This is a genomic window from Streptomyces chromofuscus, assembly GCF_015160875.1.
Taxonomy (GTDB): Bacteria; Actinomycetota; Actinomycetes; order Streptomycetales; family Streptomycetaceae; genus Streptomyces; species Streptomyces chromofuscus.
In genome coordinates, this window is record NZ_CP063374.1 from 4281736 (window position 1) to 4300548 (window position 18813).

Genomic DNA, 18813 nt, shown 5'->3' on the forward strand with positions numbered 1-18813 from the left:
GTGGTCTGCGAGGCCGTCTCCGGCAGCCCGACGACCAGGATGCTCGGGGTGACGTCCGTGGTGTACGGCGCACTCGATGGGCCCCGTCACCACCGCCGTCTTCGCCGAGACCTGCGACAACCTGATCCGGATCGCGACACGGTCGCCGCACGCGGTCGGCCGCGGAGTCGGCCGAGGACGCGCTCCCCTCACCACGTACGCTTAGGGAAGCCTTAGCTAATGGAAACGGGAAGGGCGAATGTCCAGAGTCGCGAGCCGACGGGTCGGATGGATGGCCGTCACCCTTCTTCTCTTGTTGCTGGCCGTGGTGCTGAGCCTCGCGGTCGGCAGCCGCACGATGGCCCCCTCGGCGGTCTGGGACGCACTGCTGCACGGCGGCACGAGCGACGACGCCCAGGTCGTACGGGCGCTGCGGGTGCCGCGGACGGTCGTCGGTGTGCTGGTCGGGGTCGCCCTCGGCGTTGCCGGAACGGTTCTTCAGGGCATCACCCGCAACCCCATCGCCGAGCCCGGCATCCTCGGCATCAGCCAAGGTGCCTCACTCGGCGTCGTCTGCGCCATCGCCTTCTTCGGGGTGCACACGCTGAACGGATACGTCTGGTACGCCTTCGGGGGCGCGGCCGTCGCGGCGGTGTGCATCTACGTCGTCGCCGGCAGCGGACGCGGGGGCGCCTCGCCGGTCAAGCTCGCGCTCGCCGGCGCCGCCATGAACGCCTTCCTCGCCTCCGTCGTCGCCGGCATCCTCACCACCGACGCCCGCGCCCTGGACGAGTTCCGGTTCTGGGACGTCGGCTCGATCGCCGGCCGGGACGCCTCGATCGTCGGGCAGACCTGGCCCTTCCTGGTCGCGGGGCTGCTGCTGGTGCTGGCCATGGCCCGAGGGCTGGACGCGCTCGCGCTCGGCGAGGACATCGCGCGGGGGCTGGGCCGCAACGTGGCGCTGCTGCGCGCGACCGGCGCCCTCGGCGCGACCGTGCTCACCGGCGTCGCGGTTGCCGCCGCGGGTCCGATCGCCTTCACCGGCCTCGCCGTCCCGCACATCGCCCGGGCCCTCGTCGGCCCCGGGCACCGCTGGCTGCTGCCCATGGCCGCCGTGCTGGGACCGGTGATGCTGCTCCTCGCGGACGTCCTCGGGCGGGTCGTCGTACGGCCGGCGGAGGTGCCCGTGGCCGTGATGACCGCGTTGGCCGGGGTGCCGTTCCTGGTGGTGCTGGTGCGGCGGAGGAAGGTGGTGGCGGCATGACCCGGACCATGCTCCGTCCGCCGGGGCATACCGTCCTGCGCGCCAGGAGAAGCAGCTTCCTGCTCCACCGCAGGAGCCTGCTCGTCGCCGTCGTCCTCACCGCCCTGCTCGCTGCCACCGTCGTGGCGTCCCTGTGCATCGGGGAGTCGTTCGTCGCGCCGGGTGAGGTCGTCCGCGTGCTGCTGGGTCTGCCCAGTCCCGACGAACTGGTCGTCGGCACGCTCAGGTTGCCGCGTCTGGTGACCGGGCTGCTGGTGGGTGCCGCGTTCGGGGTCTCCGGCGCGCTGATCCAGACCGTCGCCCGCAATCCGCTGGCCAGCCCCGACGTCATCGGCGTGACGCACGGAGCGGGCGCGGCGACGGTCGCGGCGATGACGTTCGGCATCACCTCGTACGCCGTACTCCCTTACGTCTCCGTCGGCGGCGGGCTCGCGGCGGCGCTGCTCGTCTATCTGCTCGCCTGGCGGCGCGGCCTGCACGCCGCCCGGTTCGTGCTCGTCGGCATCGGCATCTCGGTGGCCCTCGGCTCCCTGACGCGGCTGTTCGTGACCAAGGGCGACTACCTGGTCGCCCAGCAGGCCAAGGTCTGGCTCACCGGCTCCCTCAACGGCCGGGGCTACGACCAGGCCGCACCGCTCGCGACCGTGCTCCTGCTGCTCGTGCCGTTCCTGCTGTGGGCGGCCCGCGCCCAACGCGGCGTGGCCTTCGACAACGACACCGCCACCGCCCTCGGCACCCGGCTCGACCGGGACCGGCTGGGGCTCGGTGCGCTCGGCGTGGTGTCGGCGTCCATGGCCACCGCGGCCGCCGGACCGGTGGACTTCGTGGCGCTGCTCGCCCCGCAGATCGCCCGTCGGCTCACCCGCACCCCGCACATCCCACTGCTGTGCTCGGCGCTCATGGGCGCGCTGATCGTGACCGTCGCCGACCTGCTGGCCCGTCGGCTCTTCTCGCCGACCGAGCTGCCGGTCGGCGTGTTCACCGCGCTGGTGGGCGCCCCGTATCTGATGTGGCTGATCGTCAGCTCCCGTAGCAGCCGTTCCGGAGGAACCGCGTGACCGGCAACCGCCTCACCGCCCAGGGGCTCACCCTCGCCTACGAGGACCGCACGGTCGTCGACGGCCTGGACCTCAAGGTCCCGGACGGGAACGTCACCGTCATCGTCGGGCCCAACGCCTGTGGGAAATCAACCCTGTTGCGTGCCCTGGGCCGACTGCTCAAGCCACAGCGCGGCGCGGTGCTGCTCGACGGCACCGAGCTGTCCCGCATCCCCACCCGGCGGATCGCCCAGGCCGTCGGCCTGCTGCCGCAGACGCCCGTGCCACCGGAGGGCATCACGGTCGCCGAGCTGGTCTCGCGCGGCCGGCAGCCGCACCAGAAGTGGTGGCAGCAGTGGTCGGATGCGGACGAGACGGCCGTCGCCCGGGCGATGGAGCGCACCGGGACCGCCGAACTCGCCGATCGGCCGGTCGACGAGCTCTCGGGCGGCCAGCGCCAGCGCGTATGGATCGCGATGGCCCTCGCCCAGGAAACCGACGTCCTGCTGCTCGATGAACCGACGACCTATCTCGACATCGCCCACCAGGTGGAAGTCCTGGACCTGGTTCGGCAGTTGAACCGGGAGCGGGGCCGGACCGTGGTCGCCGTGCTGCACGACCTCAACCAGGCGGCTCGCTACGCCGACCACATCGTCGCCATGAAGGCGGGACGGATCGTGGCGCAGGGCGCGCCGGCCGACGTCGTCACCGCGGAGCTGGTGGAGGAGGTCTTCGGGCTGGCGTCGGTCGTCGTACCGGATCCGGTGACGGGCGATCCGCTCGTGGTGCCGGGGCCGCCGCGCGGGGCGGCCCCGGCCGAGAGGGCCGTACCCGGGCAGACCGCTGGGACCACTCCGGCGACGTGATCGGAGCCACATGTTCCGGATGCTCCGGACGCACAGGCATCTCATAAAGTTAGCCTCACCTAAGTTATTCGTACGACGGGAGTCTTCCCATGTCTGCCAGTCGCCGCGGTACCGCCGCCGCAGCCCTCGCCCTCGCCGCCGCGCTCTCGCTGACGGCCTGTGGCGGTTCCTCCGGAAGCGGGGAGGAGAAGTCCGCGGGTGGCTCCGCCGGAGCCAAAGACAAGAAGGCGGTCGCCCAGGGTGGCGAGGACTTCTCGAAGGCGGCGGAGCAGACCGCGGCGATGGGCACCGACGCCAAGGCGGGTGAGTGGCCGCGGACCGTCGAGCACGCCATGGGCGAGACCGAGATCAAGGCCCAGCCGAAGCGCGTCGTCGTCCTGGACGTCGGCGAGCTCGACAACGTGGTGTCGCTCGGCATCAAGCCGGTGGGTCTCGCCCCCACCGAGGGCTCTCCCGAGCTGCCTTCGTACCTGAAGAAGGACGCGGGCAGCCCGAAGAACGTCGGCACCATCAACAACCTCAACCTCGAGGCCATCGCCGCACTCAAGCCCGACCTGATCCTCGGCAGCCAGCTGCGCGCCGCCGACAAGTACGACGAGCTGTCGCAGATCGCACCGACCGTCTTCTCCCTGCGCCCGGGCTTCACGTGGAAGGAGAACTACCTCCTCAACGCGGCCGCCCTGGACAAGACCGCCGAGGCAAAGGCGCAGCTCGCGGAGTACGACGAGAAGGTGGCGGCGCTGAAGGCGAAGCTCGGCGCCGACAAGCCGACCGTCTCGATGGTGCGTTACCTGCCGGACGGTGTGATCCGCCTCTACGCGAACGCCTCGTTCATCGGCACGATCCTCAAGGACCTCGAGGTCCCCCGTCCGAAGAACCAGGACATCGAGGACCTCGCCACCGAGATCAGCGCCGAGAACATCGACCAGGCCGACGCCGACTACATCTTCACCGGTGTCTACGGCGACCCGAAGGCCACGGACCAGTCGACGGCGCAGGGCAACCCGCTGTGGAAGAACCTCGACGCAGTCAAGGCCGGGCGCGCGTACGACGTTCCGGACGAGACCTGGTACCTCGGCCTCGGCGTGACGGCCGCCGAAGAGGTCCTCGTCGACCTGGAGGAGCACCTCACCGAGTAGGCGCGTGGACGGACCGGCAGCCGACGCCCGGCTGCCGGTCCGGCACAGTGTGCCCGGTGTGCGGCACCCCCTGATCGCCGGGGTTGGGCCTCCCCGCCCCACCCCGTACGACCGCCCCCTGTGACGCGCCGCAGGACAGAGCGGCGGGCCGGCTTCGGCTCGGCCGCCTGGAGCCCCGCTGATCGCGAACCCACCCCTCTCGCGCAGGGACACCTATGACGCCGGATCAGATCCAGCACCAGGCGGTGGTTCCCTCCCCCAAGGCCGTGGTCGACGGCGGGGATGCGTCCGGACCGCGGGTCTGTGACGACGTGACGGTCGAGGTGGCTCTGTCCCTCATGGCCGGTGCCCGTGTCGATCACCTCGTCCTGTGCGACGGGGACGACCTGAGCACGGTCCTGATCAGCCTGGCCCGGCTCGCCGTTCTCCGCGACAGCCCCACGTACACGGACCGGTTGCGTCCACGGGACGGCCTCGACGGACCGTTCACCTCGCCCGGCGCTCGGCCGTTCGAGCCGACCAGGAGAAGGGCGCCGGCCTCGGCGAAGGGCGTCAGGCCCGAGCTCGTCACGGGCGAGTCCGTGGCCGTCGGCCGCCGCCACCCGGTCGAGCGAGTGGGCCAGGTCATCACCCGACAGGACTGACGCGAAACGTCACCAGCGACGAAGTTGCCCAGTCCATGACCAGCCACGGCTTCACCGGCCACGAAGCACCCTGAGGGTCCTGCCGACGCGCGTCGGCAGGACCCTCACCCGTCGCATCGCCGCCTCGCCGTCCGCGCGAAGGCTCCTCACCCGCATCCACAAGCCGCTCCCTCCGTTGTCGCAGGGCACAGGAAACCTTTGGGTAGTGGGCGCCAAAATCTATCTTTGCCAGAGTAGACATTGGTCGCTGGCAGGGTTAATCTCTTTCTCGTTGACACGGTCAGTGAGGCCCGGCAGACACGAACTGGCGGGTAGCAGTATGCGAAGTTCGCTGGTCAGTGCGGCTCTGGAGTTCCGAAGCCAAGGTGTTCGCAGGACGGGTGACGGTGCTGAGAGTCGCACTGGGCGGCCCGCAGGTCGAGGGGCTGCCACAGCATCACCGAGCAGTACCCGAGCAGTACCGCAATACCCGCTCACCACATGGTTGGTTCAGAGGAAGGACGGAGGAGCAGACGCCATCAGGATCGCCCGGCCCGAGAGCTCTCGGTCCGGGTACCGCAAGACCCCGGAATGGATGGTGGTCCCCGGTCACGCAGCCGCGATCCCCGCACCCCTCCCGTCGCCGGGCCGGGTAGCGGAAACAGAAGGTCGGCGCAGCATGAGGGCCGACGGATGGTGTTGAATTTCCTTCGGGGCCCTGGTGCCGTACGGCACCAGGGCCCCTCGACGCGTTGCACAACGAGGTGACATGGCAGCAGACACTCCACTCAGCGATCGTCTGGACGACGACGACTACCCCGCGTACACGATGGGCCGGGCGGCCGAAATGCTCGGCACCACCCCGGGCTTCCTCCGAGCCATCGGAGAGGCTCGTCTGATCACTCCGCTGCGCTCGGAGGGCGGACATCGCCGGTACTCCCGCTACCAACTGCGGATCGCCGCGCGCGCCCGCGAGCTCGTGGACAGGGGAACCCCGATCGAGGCCGCGTGCCGCATCGTCATCCTCGAGGACCAGCTGGAGGAAGCTCAGCGCATCAACGCCGAGTACCGCCGCGCCGCGAACGAGGCGTCCGACAGTTCCCGTCCCGGTCCGAGCTGACCACGGGGCACGGACACGGGCGGGGCGAGCACGTACGACTCCGACATGTGCCCACGAGGTCGTGGACAGGCGAAACCGATCTCGAACCCGCGTCGAGCGCACACTACGGGGTTCAAGGCACCGAAGACCGTTTTACCGACGCCGGCTCTCAGCGGCGGTCGAGGCGCCAGTCCCACGGCAGGCCGGGGCACTGGCGGCAATGGGAGAAGTGGACGCCACCGCAGTCGCCCCACTGGATGTCGCCGGTGATGGTCGGAAGGTGCTCCATGCGGTGTCCGCACTCGCAGTCCGGCCAGCCGGCAGGTGCCCGCCGGGGCGTGCCTGCCGTCGATCCTCCTCTCGCAGGGCCTCGGGCTCCGCACCGCACCCGGAGAACACCGCGGCGACGCAGACGTTGAGTGTTCGGCCCCCGAACCTGCTGTTCACCAACCCGACATCGTCTCCCGGGACACGTACGGCAACGTGTGGCGCAACAACGGCAACGGCAAGGGGTCCTTCGGCGGCCGTACGAAGATCGCCACCGGCTGGCACGGGTACAAGGGCCTCTTCTGAGCCCGCCCTCGCAGCCGGCACCGCGGGCCCGGACGACACGGTTCGTCCGGGCCCGTCCCCTGCCGGACGTCCTCTGGCCCACCGTCGTCGGCTGAGACCCGTGCCACACTGCTCCGAACGCGAAGATCGGCCACGGTCGGCCAGGGGGCCTGCCGTCGTGTCCCGCCGCTCGCACCGGGCACCGAAGCCGCAGGTCACCGGTGCGAGGCCCCGGCCCTCGCCCGAAGCGGACGGTGCCGGCCGGGTCCGTGCCGAACAGCCGGTGTGCGGCAGACCGCTGGGAACCGGATGCCCGCAGGCGCATACTGGGGGCAATGACAAAGCCTGCTGCTCCGAAGCGTCATCTGCCCACCAGCCCCTTCAAGGCCCCGGTCGCGCCGGCACCCAAGCACTTCGCCGTGGGCGACCAGGTCACACACGACATGTACGGCCTCGGCCGGGTCATCAGCATCGAGGACGGGATCGCGGCGCTCGTGGATTTCGGCTCGTCGCAGAGGCGGATCCTGAGCCCGTACGCCAAGATGACCAAGCTGTAAGACCGCCGCACCCAAAGCTGTGAGCCGCCGCACCCGGTTGCCCGGGCACGGCGTCCCGGGCCCTTCGCGGGGCCTGGCACGAAAGGAAGACCTCTCATCGATCCGACCTCGCTGTTCTCCGCTCTGGAAGGGGCACCCCGCAGCCCCGCCGCGGCATCGCCGCCTCCGGCGACCAACCCCTTCCAGGCCCCGGACTTCGGGGTGGACGAGACCTCCGCGTTCGAGGACGCCCAGGAAGCCGCCGCGGGCATGGGCACGGCGTGACCCGGGGCGGCCGCAACCGTGTGAGCCGCCGGTGAACACCTCCCGGTGAGCAGAAGGCGCCACGTGGCCCGTGGCGTGCCGGGCGGATACCGGATCTGGGACAACCGCGCACGCCGATGGTGCGGCGACTTCTACGAGTTGTGCCCCGACGATCTCCTGGCCGAGCTCAACGGCCCGGCGGACCCGGCGTGCATCACCGCGCTGATGCGCCGTCACCGAGCGCGGAAGCGGTAGGCGCGGCGCGTTGATGCCGATCGTGGGACGGTGACACACCGCCGATCCCGCGGCCGGCCTCCGCAGCCGCCGGACAGCGAAGCGGGCGCCCCCCGGCGGGCGCCCGGTTCGCTCGGTGGGTCAGGACGCCGTCGTGCCCGCTCGGAGCGGTTCCCCGACGACACGGCGGCGGCGGGTCGGCAGGCCCAGTGTCGGGTTGGCGACGCCCCAGGCCGCGCCCTTGCAGACCAGTTCCTTGTAGACGGCGGCCAGTCGGCCCGTCAGGGCCGCGCCGATCGCCCGGTCGTCGGCGGTGACGTACTGGATCAGCCCGTCCCTGCGGCCCAGCGAGATGCACTGGTTGAAGTAGCGCAGCGGCACGTCGGGGAGCTTGCCGCCGGTCAGGCGGGCCGCGATGGCGTCGGCGGCCTGCCATGCGGTGGGGACGCCCGAGGCGCAGGACATGCGCAGCGGCTTGTCACCGGGGCCCATCACCCGCGCCGCGTCGCCGACGGCGTACACCTCCGGGTGCGAGACCGAACGCATGGTGCCGTCGACCACGATCTGGCCGGTGTCCGTGACCTCCAGGGTTGTGGCCTTCGCGATCGGGTGGACGGCGAAGCCGGTGGTCCAGACGGTCACCGCGGCGGGGACGGACGTGCCCTCGGCGGTGGTGACGTCCTTCGGTCCGACGGCCGTGACCGCCATGTGCTCGTGCACCGTGATGCCGAGCCCGGCGAACACCTGCCGCAGGTGCCGGCGGGCCTTGGGGGCGAGCCAGTCCCCGAGGCCGTCGCGGGCGGCGAGGGCGACGTCGAGGTCCGGGCGGGCCTCGGCGATCTCGGTGGCCGCCTCCAGGCCGGTGAGGCCGCCGCCGACCACGACCACGGGCTGTCCGGCGTCCAGGCGGGCCAGGCGCTCGCGCAGGCGGAGCGCTCCCGCGCGGCTCGCGATCTCGTGGGCGTGCTCGGTGGCGCCGGGGACGCCCTGGTCGTTCCAGCCGCTGCCGAGGGCGTACACCAGGGTGTCGTACGCCAGTTCCTCGGCGGCGCCGCTCGCGTCGGCGACGGTGACGGTCCTGCGGTCGGCGTCCACGGCGGTGACCCTCGCGAGCCTCAGCGTGACGCCGGTGCCCGCGAACATCTCGCTGAACGGCCGGGGCCTGAGGTCCTGGCCCACCGCGAGCTGGTGCATCCGGACGCGTTCGACGAAGTCGTCCTCGGCGTTGACGAGGGTGATGGCGACGTCCTCGCGGTGCAGCCGCTTGGCGAGACGCCCGGCGGCGGAGGCTCCGGTGTATCCGGCTCCGAGGACGACGATGCGGTGCTGCATGTCCGTACTCCTGTCTTCGGCGGGTTCGCCCCTTGAACCGGGCAGGCCGCCGATAGCTGACAGGAATGCGGTGTGAAGCGGCTCACACAGGAGCCGGACGGTCGGCCGGACCGTCAGAAGGCGTGGAACAGCGGGTCGCCGTGGTCGGTGGCTGCCCAGTGCCGCGTCGCGCGTTCGAGCTTGTCGGGGTTGACCTGGTTGCGGAACGCGGCGATGCCCTCGGCGGTGACCTCCAGGCACATGACGCCGACGACCCGGCCGCCGACGACCGCGACGACGGCGGGCTCGCCGTTGGCGGTCGTGGCGTACATCTCGGCCGTGCCGCCGACCAGGTCGCGCTTGGCCTTGCCGGGGGTGAACAGGCCCCGCAGGAACTTCGCGACCGCGAGGGCGCCCTCGAACGCCCTGGCGCGGGCCGGGACCTTCCCGCCGCCGTCGCCGATGGAGACGGCGTCCTGGGTGAGCAGCCGTACCAGCGGTTCCGTCCGGCCGCTCGTGGCGGCCGCCAGGAACTCCTCCACGATCCGCCGGGCGGCGGCCTCGTCGACCTCGGTGCGGGCCCTGCCGTCGGCGACGTGCTTCTTGGCGCGGTGGTAGATCTGCTGGCTGGCGGTCTCGGTGATGTCGAGGATCTCGGCGATCTCCCGGTGCGGGTAGGCGAAGGCCTCCCGCAGCACGTACACCGCCCGCTCGCCCGGGGAGAGGCGTTCCAGCAGCACGAGGACGGCGTACGAGACCGACTCGCGCTGCTCGGCGGTGTCGGCCGGGCCCAGCATCGGGTCCCCGGCGAGCAGCGGCTCGGGAAGCCACTGGCCCACGTACGTCTCGCGCCGGGCGCGCGCCGAGGTGAGCTGGTTCAGGCACAGGTTGGTGAGGACCTTCGTCAGCCAGGCCTCGGGGACGTCGACGCGGCCGACGTCGGCGGCCTGCCAGCGCAGGAACGTCTCCTGCACGGCGTCCTCGGCCTCGCTCGCGGAGCCGAGCAGGCGGTAGGCGATGGCTTCCAGGCGCGGCCTGGAGGCCTCGAACCGGTCCACGTCGTTCACCGTCAGCGCCATGGCCCGGATCCTAGCCTCCGCGGCCCACGGCCCCGAGAAGTGACCTCGACCCATGGGCGGTTCCGCGTCGGTCTGCCCGCGGGGGACGTGGGTAACCGCACCCCATGGGCGAGATCCTCGTGGGCACGTGCTCGTGGACCGACCGGGCACTGGTCGGCAGCGGCTGGTACCCGGTGGGACGGCGGGACGCCGAGGGGCGGTTACGGCACTACGCCGAACGGTTCCCGGTCGTGGAGGTCGACGCCGCGTACTACGCCCTGCCCGCCGAACGGAACAGCCGCCTGTGGGTGGAGCGGACGCCGGACGGATTCATGGTCGACGTGAAGGCCTTCTCCCTGCTGACCGGGCATCCCACCCGCGGCGCGGTGATGCCGGACGGACTGCCCGCCGACGCCCGGGACCCAGGGGTCCTCGACCAGGTGTGGGCGCGGTTCTCGGCCGGGATCGCGCCGTTGCGGCAGGCCGGGCGGCTGGGCAGTGTGCTGTTCCAGTTCCCGCCGTGGTTCCGGCCCGGGGCGCGGGCCGAGGCGTTCCTGGCGGAGTCCGCCCGGCGGACGCAGGGATGGTCCGTCGCCGTCGAGTTCCGGCACCCCGCGTGGTGGCGTCCGGAGCGGGCCGAGGACACGTGCGCACTGCTCGCCCGGCACGGCATGGCCGCCGTCGCCGTCGACATGAACCGGACGCTGCCGTCGTCCATCCCGCCGGTCACGCCCGTCACCTCGCCGCGGCTGTCCGTCGTACGGTTCCACGGGCGCAGTGCCGCCTGGGGGACGGGGAGCAAGGAGGACCGGTTCCGGTACGCGTACGGCGAGGACGAACTCGCCGAGTGGGTGCCGCGCTTGCGTACCCTCGCCGAGCGGGTGGAGCGGCTGCACGTCCTGTTCAACAACTGCTGCGCGGACGCCGCCGTACGCGCCGCCGAGACCATGACGCGGCTCCTGGCACGCCCCGCCGACGGGCCGTGCGCACCGGCGACCGCAGGCGTCCCGGCTCCGGGGCCGGTCCCCGCCCCGCGCTCGCACCGACCGCCGTCACGGGCTCGACTCCGGTGAACCGGGCGGCAGTCGGAAGGTGACGGCGTCCGCCACGCCCTTCCCACGGGCCCGGGGCCGGTGACGCGCACGCCGATCCCCGTCCGGGCACCCGGCGCCGCGCCGCCACCCGTCGGCTCAGGCGGCCCCGGCCGTCGACGCCGGCCTGATGTTCTGGTTGGCGTGGAAGACGTTGTCCGGGTCGTACGTCCGCTTGACGAGGGCGAGACGGTCGTAGTGGTCGCGGTACGTGGCCCGGACCCGGCCCGGGGCCTCGTCCTCGCCGAGGAAGTTCACGTAGGAGCCGCCCATGGAGTACGGGTGCATCTCCTCCCAGTAGTCCACGCACCAGCGCCGGATGGTCCCGGCCTGGGCGGGATCGGGATCGACACCGGCGAAGACGCCGGACCAGACGGCGTCCCGGTAGCCCCAGGCGGTGTCCTCGGGAGCCACCCGGTGGGCGGCGCCGTTCACCGGGTACAGGTGCATCAGCGACAGCGGGGTCGGGAGCCTCTCGCCGTACTTGAGGTGCACGCCGATGGCGGCGTCCGGGATGCTGTCGAAGAAGTCGCCGCGCCAGTACCACTGGTACCCGGTGGGGATCAGTTCGTCGAAGGCGCCCTGCAGCGCGGGATACGGCACCGGCGACGTGAAGTGGAAGGCCGGCGGCCCCGGGTCGCGCACCGCCGTGAGGTCCTGCTCGAAACGGCCGGGCTCACCGGTGTGACACCACACCACGCCGCACACCTTCCGGCCGTGGATCTCCTCGGGGAACGGCGGGCCCGGCGGGACGGTGAACAGCGTGAAGAAGCCGTAGACGTCCTCCGGCGCCTGCGGCAGGAAGTCGCGGTACCACGTCAGCACCTCGCGGGTGCGCTCGACCGGCCACACGGTGACCCCGAACCCGACCGTGTCCACGGCGTGGAGGCGGTAGGTGAACGAGGTCACGACGCCGAAGTTGCCGCCGCCACCGCGCAGGGCCCAGAACAGGTCCGGGTGTTCCGTCTCACTGGCGGTGACGAAACTGCCGTCCGCCAGCACGACGTCCGCCGCCAGCAGGTTGTCCACCGTCAGGCCGTACTTGCGCGTCAGGTAGCCGTGGCCGCCGCCCAGCGTCAGCCCTCCGACGCCCGTCATGGAGATGATGCCCGTGGGCGTCGCGAGCCCGAAGGCGTGGGTGGCGTGGTCGAGGTCGCCGAGCAGGGTGCCACCGCCGACCTGGGCGGTCCTGGCGGCGGGATCGACGCGCACCCAGCGCATCGGGGACAGGTCGAGGGTGACGCCGCCGTCCACCAGGCACAGACCGGGGCCGCTGTGCCCGCCGCCGCGGACGGCCAGTTCCAGCCCCTGCTCGCGGACGAACCGGATGGCGGCGATGACGTCTCCGGCGTCGACGCAGTGGGCGAGAGCGGCGGGACGCTTGTCGATCATCGCGTTGTAGATCTTGCGGGCCTCGTCGTAGCCGGGGTCCCGGGGCCCGGTGACCGGCCCGCGCAAAGCGGTCCTCATGGCTTCCAAGGTCGGAGTCTCCATGCGAACCTCCCGGAGGAAGGCGGACGAGATCGCCCCTGACACCACCAGCGTCCCGCCGGCTCGACACCCTCGCAAAACGATCTCGACCCCGGCGAACCGGGCGGAAACACCGGCGCCCCGTCCGTGGGGGACGGGGGCGCCGAAAGCCGCGGCTGGGGCCGGTTACTTCACCGGCTCCGGCTCCGGCTCGCTCTCCGCGTCCGCCGAACCCTCCGGCGTCACCGGCGTCTTGACGGACTCCAGCAGCAACTGGGCGACGTCGACGACCTGGATGGACTCCTTCGCCGTCCCCTCGTTCTTCCGCCCGTTGACTGAGTCGGTCAGCATGACCAGGCAGAACGGGCAGGCCGTGGAGACGATGTCCGGGTTGAGGGAGAGGGCCTCGTCGACGCGCTCGTTGTTGATGCGCTTGCCGATCCGCTCCTCCATCCACATCCGCGCGCCGCCGGCGCCGCAGCAGAAGCCGCGCTCCTTGTGGCGGTGCATCTCCTCGTTGCGGATGCCCGGCACCTTGCCGATGATCTCGCGCGGGGGCGTGTAGATCTTGTTGTGACGGCCCAGGTAGCAGGGGTCGTGGTAGGTGATGATGCCCTCGACCGGGGTCACCGGGATCAGCTTGCCCTCGTCCACCAGGTGCTGCAGCAGCTGGGTGTGGTGGATGACCTCGTAGTCGCCGCCGAGCTGCGGGTACTCGTTGCCGAGCGTGTTGAGGCAGTGCGGGCAGGTGGCGACGATCTTCTTCGCCGACTTCGGCTTGCGGGACTCCTCGGTGACCTTGCCGTCGTCGTCCATCTCCTCGCCGAAGGCGGCGTTGAGGGACATGACGTTCTCCATGCCGAGCTCCTGGAACAGGGGCTCGTTGCCCAGGCGGCGGGCGGAGTCACCGGTGCACTTCTCGTCGCCGCCCATGATCGCGAACTTCACGCCCGCCATGTGCAGCAGCTCGGCGAAGGCCTTGGTGGTCTTCTTCGCCCGGTCCTCCAGGGCGCCCGCGCAGCCGACCCAGTACAGGTACTCGACCTCGGTGAGGTCCTCGATGTCCTTGCCGACGACCGGGACCTCGAAGTCGACCTCCTTGAGCCACTCCAGGCGCTGCTTCTTGGCCAGGCCCCAGGGGTTGCCCTTCTTCTCCAGGTTCTTGAGCATCGTGCCCGCCTCCGAGGGGAAGGCCGACTCGATCATGACCTGGTAGCGGCGCATGTCGACGATGTGGTCGACGTGCTCGATGTCCACCGGGCACTGCTCGACGCAGGCGCCGCAGGTGGTGCAGGACCACAGCACGTCCGGGTCGATGACGCCGTTCTCCTCCAGCGTGCCGACCAGCGGACGCTCCGCCTCCGCCAGGGCGGCGGCGGGCACACCGGCCAGCTGCTCCTCGGACGCCTTCTCCTCGCCCTCCGCCGTCTTGCCGCCGCCGGCCAGCAGGTACGGGGCCTTGGCGTGGGCGTGGTCCCTCAGGGACATGATCAGGAGCTTGGGGGAGAGGGGCTTGCCGGTGTTCCAGGCGGGGCACTGCGACTGGCAGCGGCCGCACTCGGTGCAGGTGGAGAAGTCGAGCAGGCCCTTCCAGGAGAAGTGCTCGACCTGGGAGACGCCGAAGACGTCGTCCTCGCCCGGGTCCTCGAAGTTGATCGGCTTGCCGCCCGAGGTCATCGGCTGGAGGGCGCCGAGGGCCGTGGAGCCGTCGGCGTTGCGCTTGAACCAGATGTTGGGGAAGGCCAGGAAGCGGTGCCAGGCCACGCCCATGTTCGTGTTCAGCGAGACCACGATCATCCAGACGAACGACGTCCCGATCTTGATCATCGCGACCAGGTAGACCAGGTTCTGCAGCACGCCCACGCTCAGGCCCTCGAAGGCCAGGACCAGCGGGTACGAGGCGAAGTACGCGGCCTCGTAGTGCTCCACGTGGTGCAGCGCACCCTCCAGGCCGCGCAGCACGTAGATCGCCAGACCGATGGTGAGGATGACGTACTCGACGAAGTACGCCTGGCCCGCCTTGGAACCCGCGAACCGCGACTTGCGGCCGGCCCGGGAGGGCAGGCTCAGCAGGCGGATCACGATCAGCACGGCGATGCCCAGGATCGTCATCGCGCCGATGAACTCGATGTACATCTCGAACGGCAGGAAGGTGCCGACGACGGGCAGTACCCAGTCGGCCTGGAACAGCTGGCCGAACGCCTGTGCCAGGGTCGGCGGCAGGGTCAGAAAGCCGATGGCCACGAACCAGTGGGCCACGCCGACGACGCCCCAGCGGTTCATCCGCGTGTGACCGAGGAACTCCCGCACCAGCGTCACACTGCGCTGGTAGGGGTTGTCGGTCCGGCTGCCGGCGGGCACGGGCTGGCCGAGCCTGAAGTGCCTGACGAACTGGCCGACGGCGCGTGCGAGCAGCGCGACACCGACCACGGTCAGGACCAGCGACACGATGATCGCGGCGAGTTGCATTTGGGGCTCCTCGGGCCTGCGAGGGAGATTACTAAGCGGTAACTTACCCAGTCCGTCTGAGACTACCCGCATCCCTCGTCGCACTGTAGCCAGGCATGGGGTGATCTGGATCGCTGAGGGTGGCCTCACGGACTGAACGTGTTACCTCGCCAACCGAACGTGTTATTCGTACCAAATTGATAGATTGGCGCCTAATTTAAGACGGTGCTCTATGGCATCGCCGCCGCTGTCGCGGCCCTCTTCCTCGCCTCGACGCTCGCGGCCCTGCTCCGCGCTCCCGGCCTGCGCCTCGGCCTCGTCGACCGCCGCCGCCGCGACCGCCGCGTGCCGCTGCTCGGCGGAGTGGCCGTGGTGCTCGCCACCCTCGCCGTCGCGGGCGTGGGCGAGTGGACCGGCGTCGCCCCGCTCGGCGCCGGCGTCGGCGGGCTCCTGGTCGCCGCCGCCGCCGTCGCGCTCCTGGGGCTGGTGGCGGACGCGTGCCGGCTGCGGGCGCGGCTGCTGCTGTGCGGCACGGCGGTGGCGGCGGCCTGCGTCGTGCCGTACGAGGAGGTGGGCGTGGTCGGCGGGGTGGTGGCCGTCGGATGGATCGCCGCGGTCGCCGTGGCCTTCCGGGCGCTCGATCACGCGGACGCGCTGGCGGGGACCGTCGGGGTGGTGACCGCCTTCGGGGTGGGGGTGTGCGCGGCGGTCGAGGTGATGGACGGGCTGGCGGTGCTGCTGAGCGTGCTGGCGGCCGCCCTGACCGGGTTCCTGATGCACAACCTGCACCCCGCGCGGATCGCGCTCGGCGCCTGCGGGTCGCTGTTCACCGGGTTCCTGCTCGCCGCCGCGGTTGTGCTGACCCGTGCGGGGTACGCACCCGGGAGTTCCGCGGGCGTGCTGTTCGCGTTCACCGCGGTGGCCAGCGCCGATGTGGTGATCGTGCTGCTGGCGCGGCGGCTGACCGGCCCGCCCGGGCCCGACCACCTCGCGCACCGGCTGCGCCGGCTGGGCCTCACCCCGCAGGGCGTGACCGTCGTGCTGGGCGCCCTCGCCTTCGGCGGCGTGCTGGTCGGGGTCCTGGTGCACGCCGGGTGGGCCGGCGACGGTGCCGTGCTCGGGGTGGCGGGTGCCGCGCTGGTCCTCGTTCTCGGGCTGCTGCGGGTGAAGACGCGCGGTCGGCTGACGCCGACTTCCCCGCATACCGCCGCGTCCTTGCAGGTCACAGGGCCCTTGCGTGTAAGGAACGGATAAGACTTGAGTCTCGTTGGCTCAGGTCTGTTGACCCCGGCCTGGCCGTCATGCACACTTGAGCCTGTTCCACTCAAGTCAGCTGGAGGAATCAACCATGGCACGTGCGGTCGGCATCGACCTGGGCACGACTAACTCCGTCGTCAGCGTTCTGGAGGGCGGCGAGCCCACCGTCATCACCAACGCCGAGGGCGCCAGGACCACGCCGTCCGTCGTCGCCTTCGCCAAGAACGGCGAGGTGCTGGTCGGTGAGGTGGCCAAGCGCCAGGCCGTGACCAACGTCGACAGGACGATCCGGTCGGTCAAGCGCCACATGGGCACCGACTGGAAGATCGAGCTCGACGGCAAGCCCTTCAACCCGCAGCAGATCAGCGCCTTCGTGCTGCAGAAGCTGAAGCGGGACGCCGAGGCCTACCTGGGCGAGAAGGTGACCGACGCGGTCATCACCGTCCCGGCCTACTTCAACGACGCCGAGCGCCAGGCCACCAAGGAGGCCGGCGAGATCGCCGGTCTGAACGTGCTCCGCATCGTCAACGAGCCGACCGCCGCCGCCCTGGCGTACGGCCTCGACAAGGACGACCAGACCATCCTCGTCTTCGACCTCGGTGGCGGTACCTTCGACGTCTCGCTGCTGGAGATCGGCGACGGCGTGGTCGAGGTGAAGGCCACCAACGGTGACAACCACCTCGGTGGTGACGACTGGGACCAGCGCGTCGTCGACTACCTGGTCAAGCAGTTCCAGTCCGGCCACGGCGTGGACCTGAGCAAGGACAAGATGGCGCTGCAGCGCCTGCGCGAGGCCGCGGAGAAGGCGAAGATCGAGCTGTCCTCCTCCACGGAGACCTCGATCAACCTGCCCTACATCACCGCCTCCGCCGAGGGCCCGCTGCACCTGGACGAGAAGCTCACCCGGGCGCAGTTCCAGCAGCTGACGGCCGACCTGCTCGAGCGCTGCAAGACCCCGTTCTTCAACGTCATGAAGGACGCCGGCGTCTCCATCAACGAGATCGACCACGTCGTCCTCGTCGGCGGCTCCACCCGCATGCCCGCCGTCGCCGAGCTCGTCAAGGAGCTGACCGGCGGCAAGGAGGCCAACAAGGGCGTCAACCCGGACGAGGTCGTCGCCATCGGCGCCTCGCTCCAGGCCGGTGTCCTCAAGGGTGAGGTCAAGGACGTCCTGCTGCTCGACGTCACCCCGCTGTCCCTCGGCATCGAGACCAAGGGCGGCATCATGACCAAGCTGATCGAACGCAACACCACGATCCCGACGAAGCGCTCCGAGATCTTCACGACGGCCGAGGACAACCAGCCGTCGGTGCAGATCCAGGTCTACCAGGGCGAGCGCGAGATCGCGGCGTACAACAAGAAGCTCGGCATGTTCGAGCTGACCGGTCTGCCCCCGGCGCCGCGCGGCGTCCCGCAGATCGAGGTGTCCTTCGACATCGACGCCAACGGCATCATGCACGTGACCGCCAAGGACCTGGGCACGGGCAAGGAGCAGAAGATGACCGTCACCGGCGGCTCCTCGCTGCCGAAGGACGAGGTCGACCGGATGCGCCAGGAGGCCGAGCAGTACGCGGAGGAGGACCACCGCCGCCGCGAGGCCGCCGAGACCCGCAACCAGGGCGAGCAGCTGGTCTACCAGACCGAGAAGTTCCTCAAGGACAACGAGGACAAGGTGCCCGGCGAGATCAAGACCGAGGTCGAGGCCGCCGTAGCCGAGCTGAAGGAGAAGCTCAAGGGCGAGGACACCGCCGAGATCCGCTCCGCCACGGAGAAGGTCGCGGCCGTGTCCCAGAAGCTGGGCCAGGCCATGTACGCCGACGCCCAGGCGTCCCAGGCGGCCGCGGGCGGCGCCTCCGAGCAGCCCAAGGCCGACGACGACGTGGTCGACGCCGAGATCGTGGACGACGAGCGCAAGGACGGTGCCGCGTGACGGAGGAGACCCCGGGCTTCGAGGAGAAGCCCGACGTCCCCTCCGGCGCCACCCCTGACGACGCCGAGCCGAAGGCCGCTCGCGAAGAAGGAGCGGCCCCGGCCGGGGACGCAAGCGCAGATGCCGGTCTGCTGGCACAGCTGGACCAGGTGCGTACGGCGCTCGGTGAGCGCACGGCGGACCTCCAGCGCCTGCAGGCCGAGTACCAGAACTACCGCCGGCGAGTGGAGCGGGACAGGATCACGGTCAAGGAGATCGCGGTCGCGAACCTCCTGACCGAGCTGCTGCCGGTGCTCGACGACATCGGGCGGGCCCGGGAGCACGGCGAGCTGGTCGGCGGCTTCAAGTCCGTCGCCGAGTCGCTGGAGACCGTGGCGGCCAAGATGGGCCTGCAGCAGTTCGGCAAGGAGGGCGAGCCCTTCGACCCGACGATCCACGAGGCCCTGATGCACTCGTACGCGCCGGACGTCACGGAGACGACCTGCGTCGCGATCCTCCAGCCGGGGTATCGCATCGGCGAGCGCACCATCCGCCCCGCGCGGGTGGCCGTCGCCGAGCCCCAGCCGGGCGCGCAGACCGTGAAGCCCGCCGAGGAGAGCGACACGCAGGCCGACGACAAGGAGAACGGTGGCCCGGACGAGGGCTGACGTTGAAC

At 70.9% G+C, this 18813-nt stretch carries 16 protein-coding genes; 12 read left to right on the top strand and 4 right to left on the bottom strand.

Annotated elements, in window-relative coordinates:
• The first annotated feature begins 271 nt into the window (after positions 1–271).
• The 8 genes from IPT68_RS19345 (at position 272) to IPT68_RS19380 (ending at position 7614) form a co-directional block, all read left to right on the top strand.
• Positions 272–1243: a FecCD family ABC transporter permease gene (locus IPT68_RS19345; protein WP_373300474.1), complete on the top strand. Its 972-nt coding sequence runs from the start codon at positions 272–274 to the stop codon at positions 1241–1243.
• Positions 1240–2301 (top strand): FecCD family ABC transporter permease, encoded by a 1062-nt coding sequence (locus tag IPT68_RS19350; RefSeq protein WP_189695833.1) that lies wholly within the window; start codon positions 1240–1242, stop codon positions 2299–2301. Before IPT68_RS19345 ends, IPT68_RS19350 begins: the two co-directional genes overlap by 4 nt.
• Positions 2298–3146: an ABC transporter ATP-binding protein gene (locus IPT68_RS19355; RefSeq protein ID WP_189695832.1), complete on the top strand. Its 849-nt coding sequence runs from the start codon at positions 2298–2300 to the stop codon at positions 3144–3146. The genes IPT68_RS19350 and IPT68_RS19355 overlap by 4 nt, the downstream gene beginning before the upstream one ends.
• Before the next feature lie 89 nt (positions 3147–3235).
• Positions 3236–4285, top strand: coding sequence for an ABC transporter substrate-binding protein (locus IPT68_RS19360; protein WP_189695831.1), 1050 nt, complete (start codon positions 3236–3238; stop codon positions 4283–4285).
• 215 nt (positions 4286–4500) lie between these two features.
• Entirely contained in the window at positions 4501–4929 is a 429-nt protein-coding gene (locus tag IPT68_RS34170) for a hypothetical protein (protein WP_228039767.1), read from the top strand.
• Between the two features lie 748 nt (positions 4930–5677).
• On the top strand, positions 5678–6028 hold the full coding sequence (locus IPT68_RS19370; protein ID WP_189695830.1) for a MerR family transcriptional regulator: 351 nt from the start codon (positions 5678–5680) through the stop codon (positions 6026–6028).
• A gap of 866 nt (positions 6029–6894) precedes the next feature.
• A complete protein-coding gene (locus IPT68_RS19375) occupies positions 6895–7116 on the top strand; it encodes a hypothetical protein (RefSeq protein WP_189695829.1) in 222 nt (73 codons plus the stop codon).
• 309 nt (positions 7117–7425) lie between these two features.
• Positions 7426–7614 carry a hypothetical protein gene (locus IPT68_RS19380; protein ID WP_189695828.1) on the top strand — a complete coding sequence of 63 codons (189 nt, stop codon included), beginning with the start codon at positions 7426–7428 and terminating at the stop codon, positions 7612–7614.
• A 120-nt stretch (positions 7615–7734) separates the two neighbouring features.
• On the opposite strand, the gene IPT68_RS19385 is transcribed toward IPT68_RS19380, so the two are convergent.
• Entirely contained in the window at positions 7735–8925 is a 1191-nt protein-coding gene (locus IPT68_RS19385; RefSeq protein ID WP_189695827.1) for an NAD(P)/FAD-dependent oxidoreductase, read from the bottom strand.
• 113 nt (positions 8926–9038) lie between these two features.
• Positions 9039–9983, bottom strand: coding sequence for an RNA polymerase sigma-70 factor (locus IPT68_RS19390; RefSeq protein ID WP_189695826.1), 945 nt, complete (start codon positions 9981–9983; stop codon positions 9039–9041).
• A 104-nt stretch (positions 9984–10087) separates the two neighbouring features.
• On the opposite strand from IPT68_RS19390, the gene IPT68_RS19395 reads away from it, so the two are divergent.
• Positions 10088–11035 (top strand): DUF72 domain-containing protein, encoded by a 948-nt coding sequence (locus tag IPT68_RS19395; RefSeq protein ID WP_189695825.1) that lies wholly within the window; start codon positions 10088–10090, stop codon positions 11033–11035.
• A gap of 117 nt (positions 11036–11152) precedes the next feature.
• On the opposite strand, the gene IPT68_RS19400 is transcribed toward IPT68_RS19395, so the two are convergent.
• Both IPT68_RS19400 and IPT68_RS19405 read right to left on the bottom strand, forming a co-directional pair.
• Positions 11153–12547, bottom strand: a complete 1395-nt coding sequence (locus tag IPT68_RS19400) for an FAD-binding oxidoreductase (protein ID WP_189695824.1) — start codon at positions 12545–12547, stop codon at positions 11153–11155.
• A gap of 162 nt (positions 12548–12709) precedes the next feature.
• A complete protein-coding gene (locus tag IPT68_RS19405; protein ID WP_189695823.1) occupies positions 12710–14992 on the bottom strand; it encodes a (Fe-S)-binding protein in 2283 nt (760 codons plus the stop codon).
• A 204-nt stretch (positions 14993–15196) separates the two neighbouring features.
• On the opposite strand from IPT68_RS19405, the gene IPT68_RS19410 reads away from it, so the two are divergent.
• The 3 genes from IPT68_RS19410 (at position 15197) to grpE (ending at position 18805) form a co-directional block, all read left to right on the top strand.
• Entirely contained in the window at positions 15197–16225 is a 1029-nt protein-coding gene (locus tag IPT68_RS19410) for an MraY family glycosyltransferase (protein WP_189695822.1), read from the top strand.
• A 94-nt stretch (positions 16226–16319) separates the two neighbouring features.
• Positions 16320–18158 (top strand): molecular chaperone DnaK, encoded by a 1839-nt coding sequence (gene dnaK / locus IPT68_RS19415; protein WP_189695821.1) that lies wholly within the window; start codon positions 16320–16322, stop codon positions 18156–18158.
• Positions 18155–18805: a nucleotide exchange factor GrpE gene (gene grpE / locus IPT68_RS19420; RefSeq protein WP_189695820.1), complete on the top strand. Its 651-nt coding sequence runs from the start codon at positions 18155–18157 to the stop codon at positions 18803–18805. Before dnaK ends, grpE begins: the two co-directional genes overlap by 4 nt.
• Positions 18806–18813: the final 8 nt, after the last annotated feature.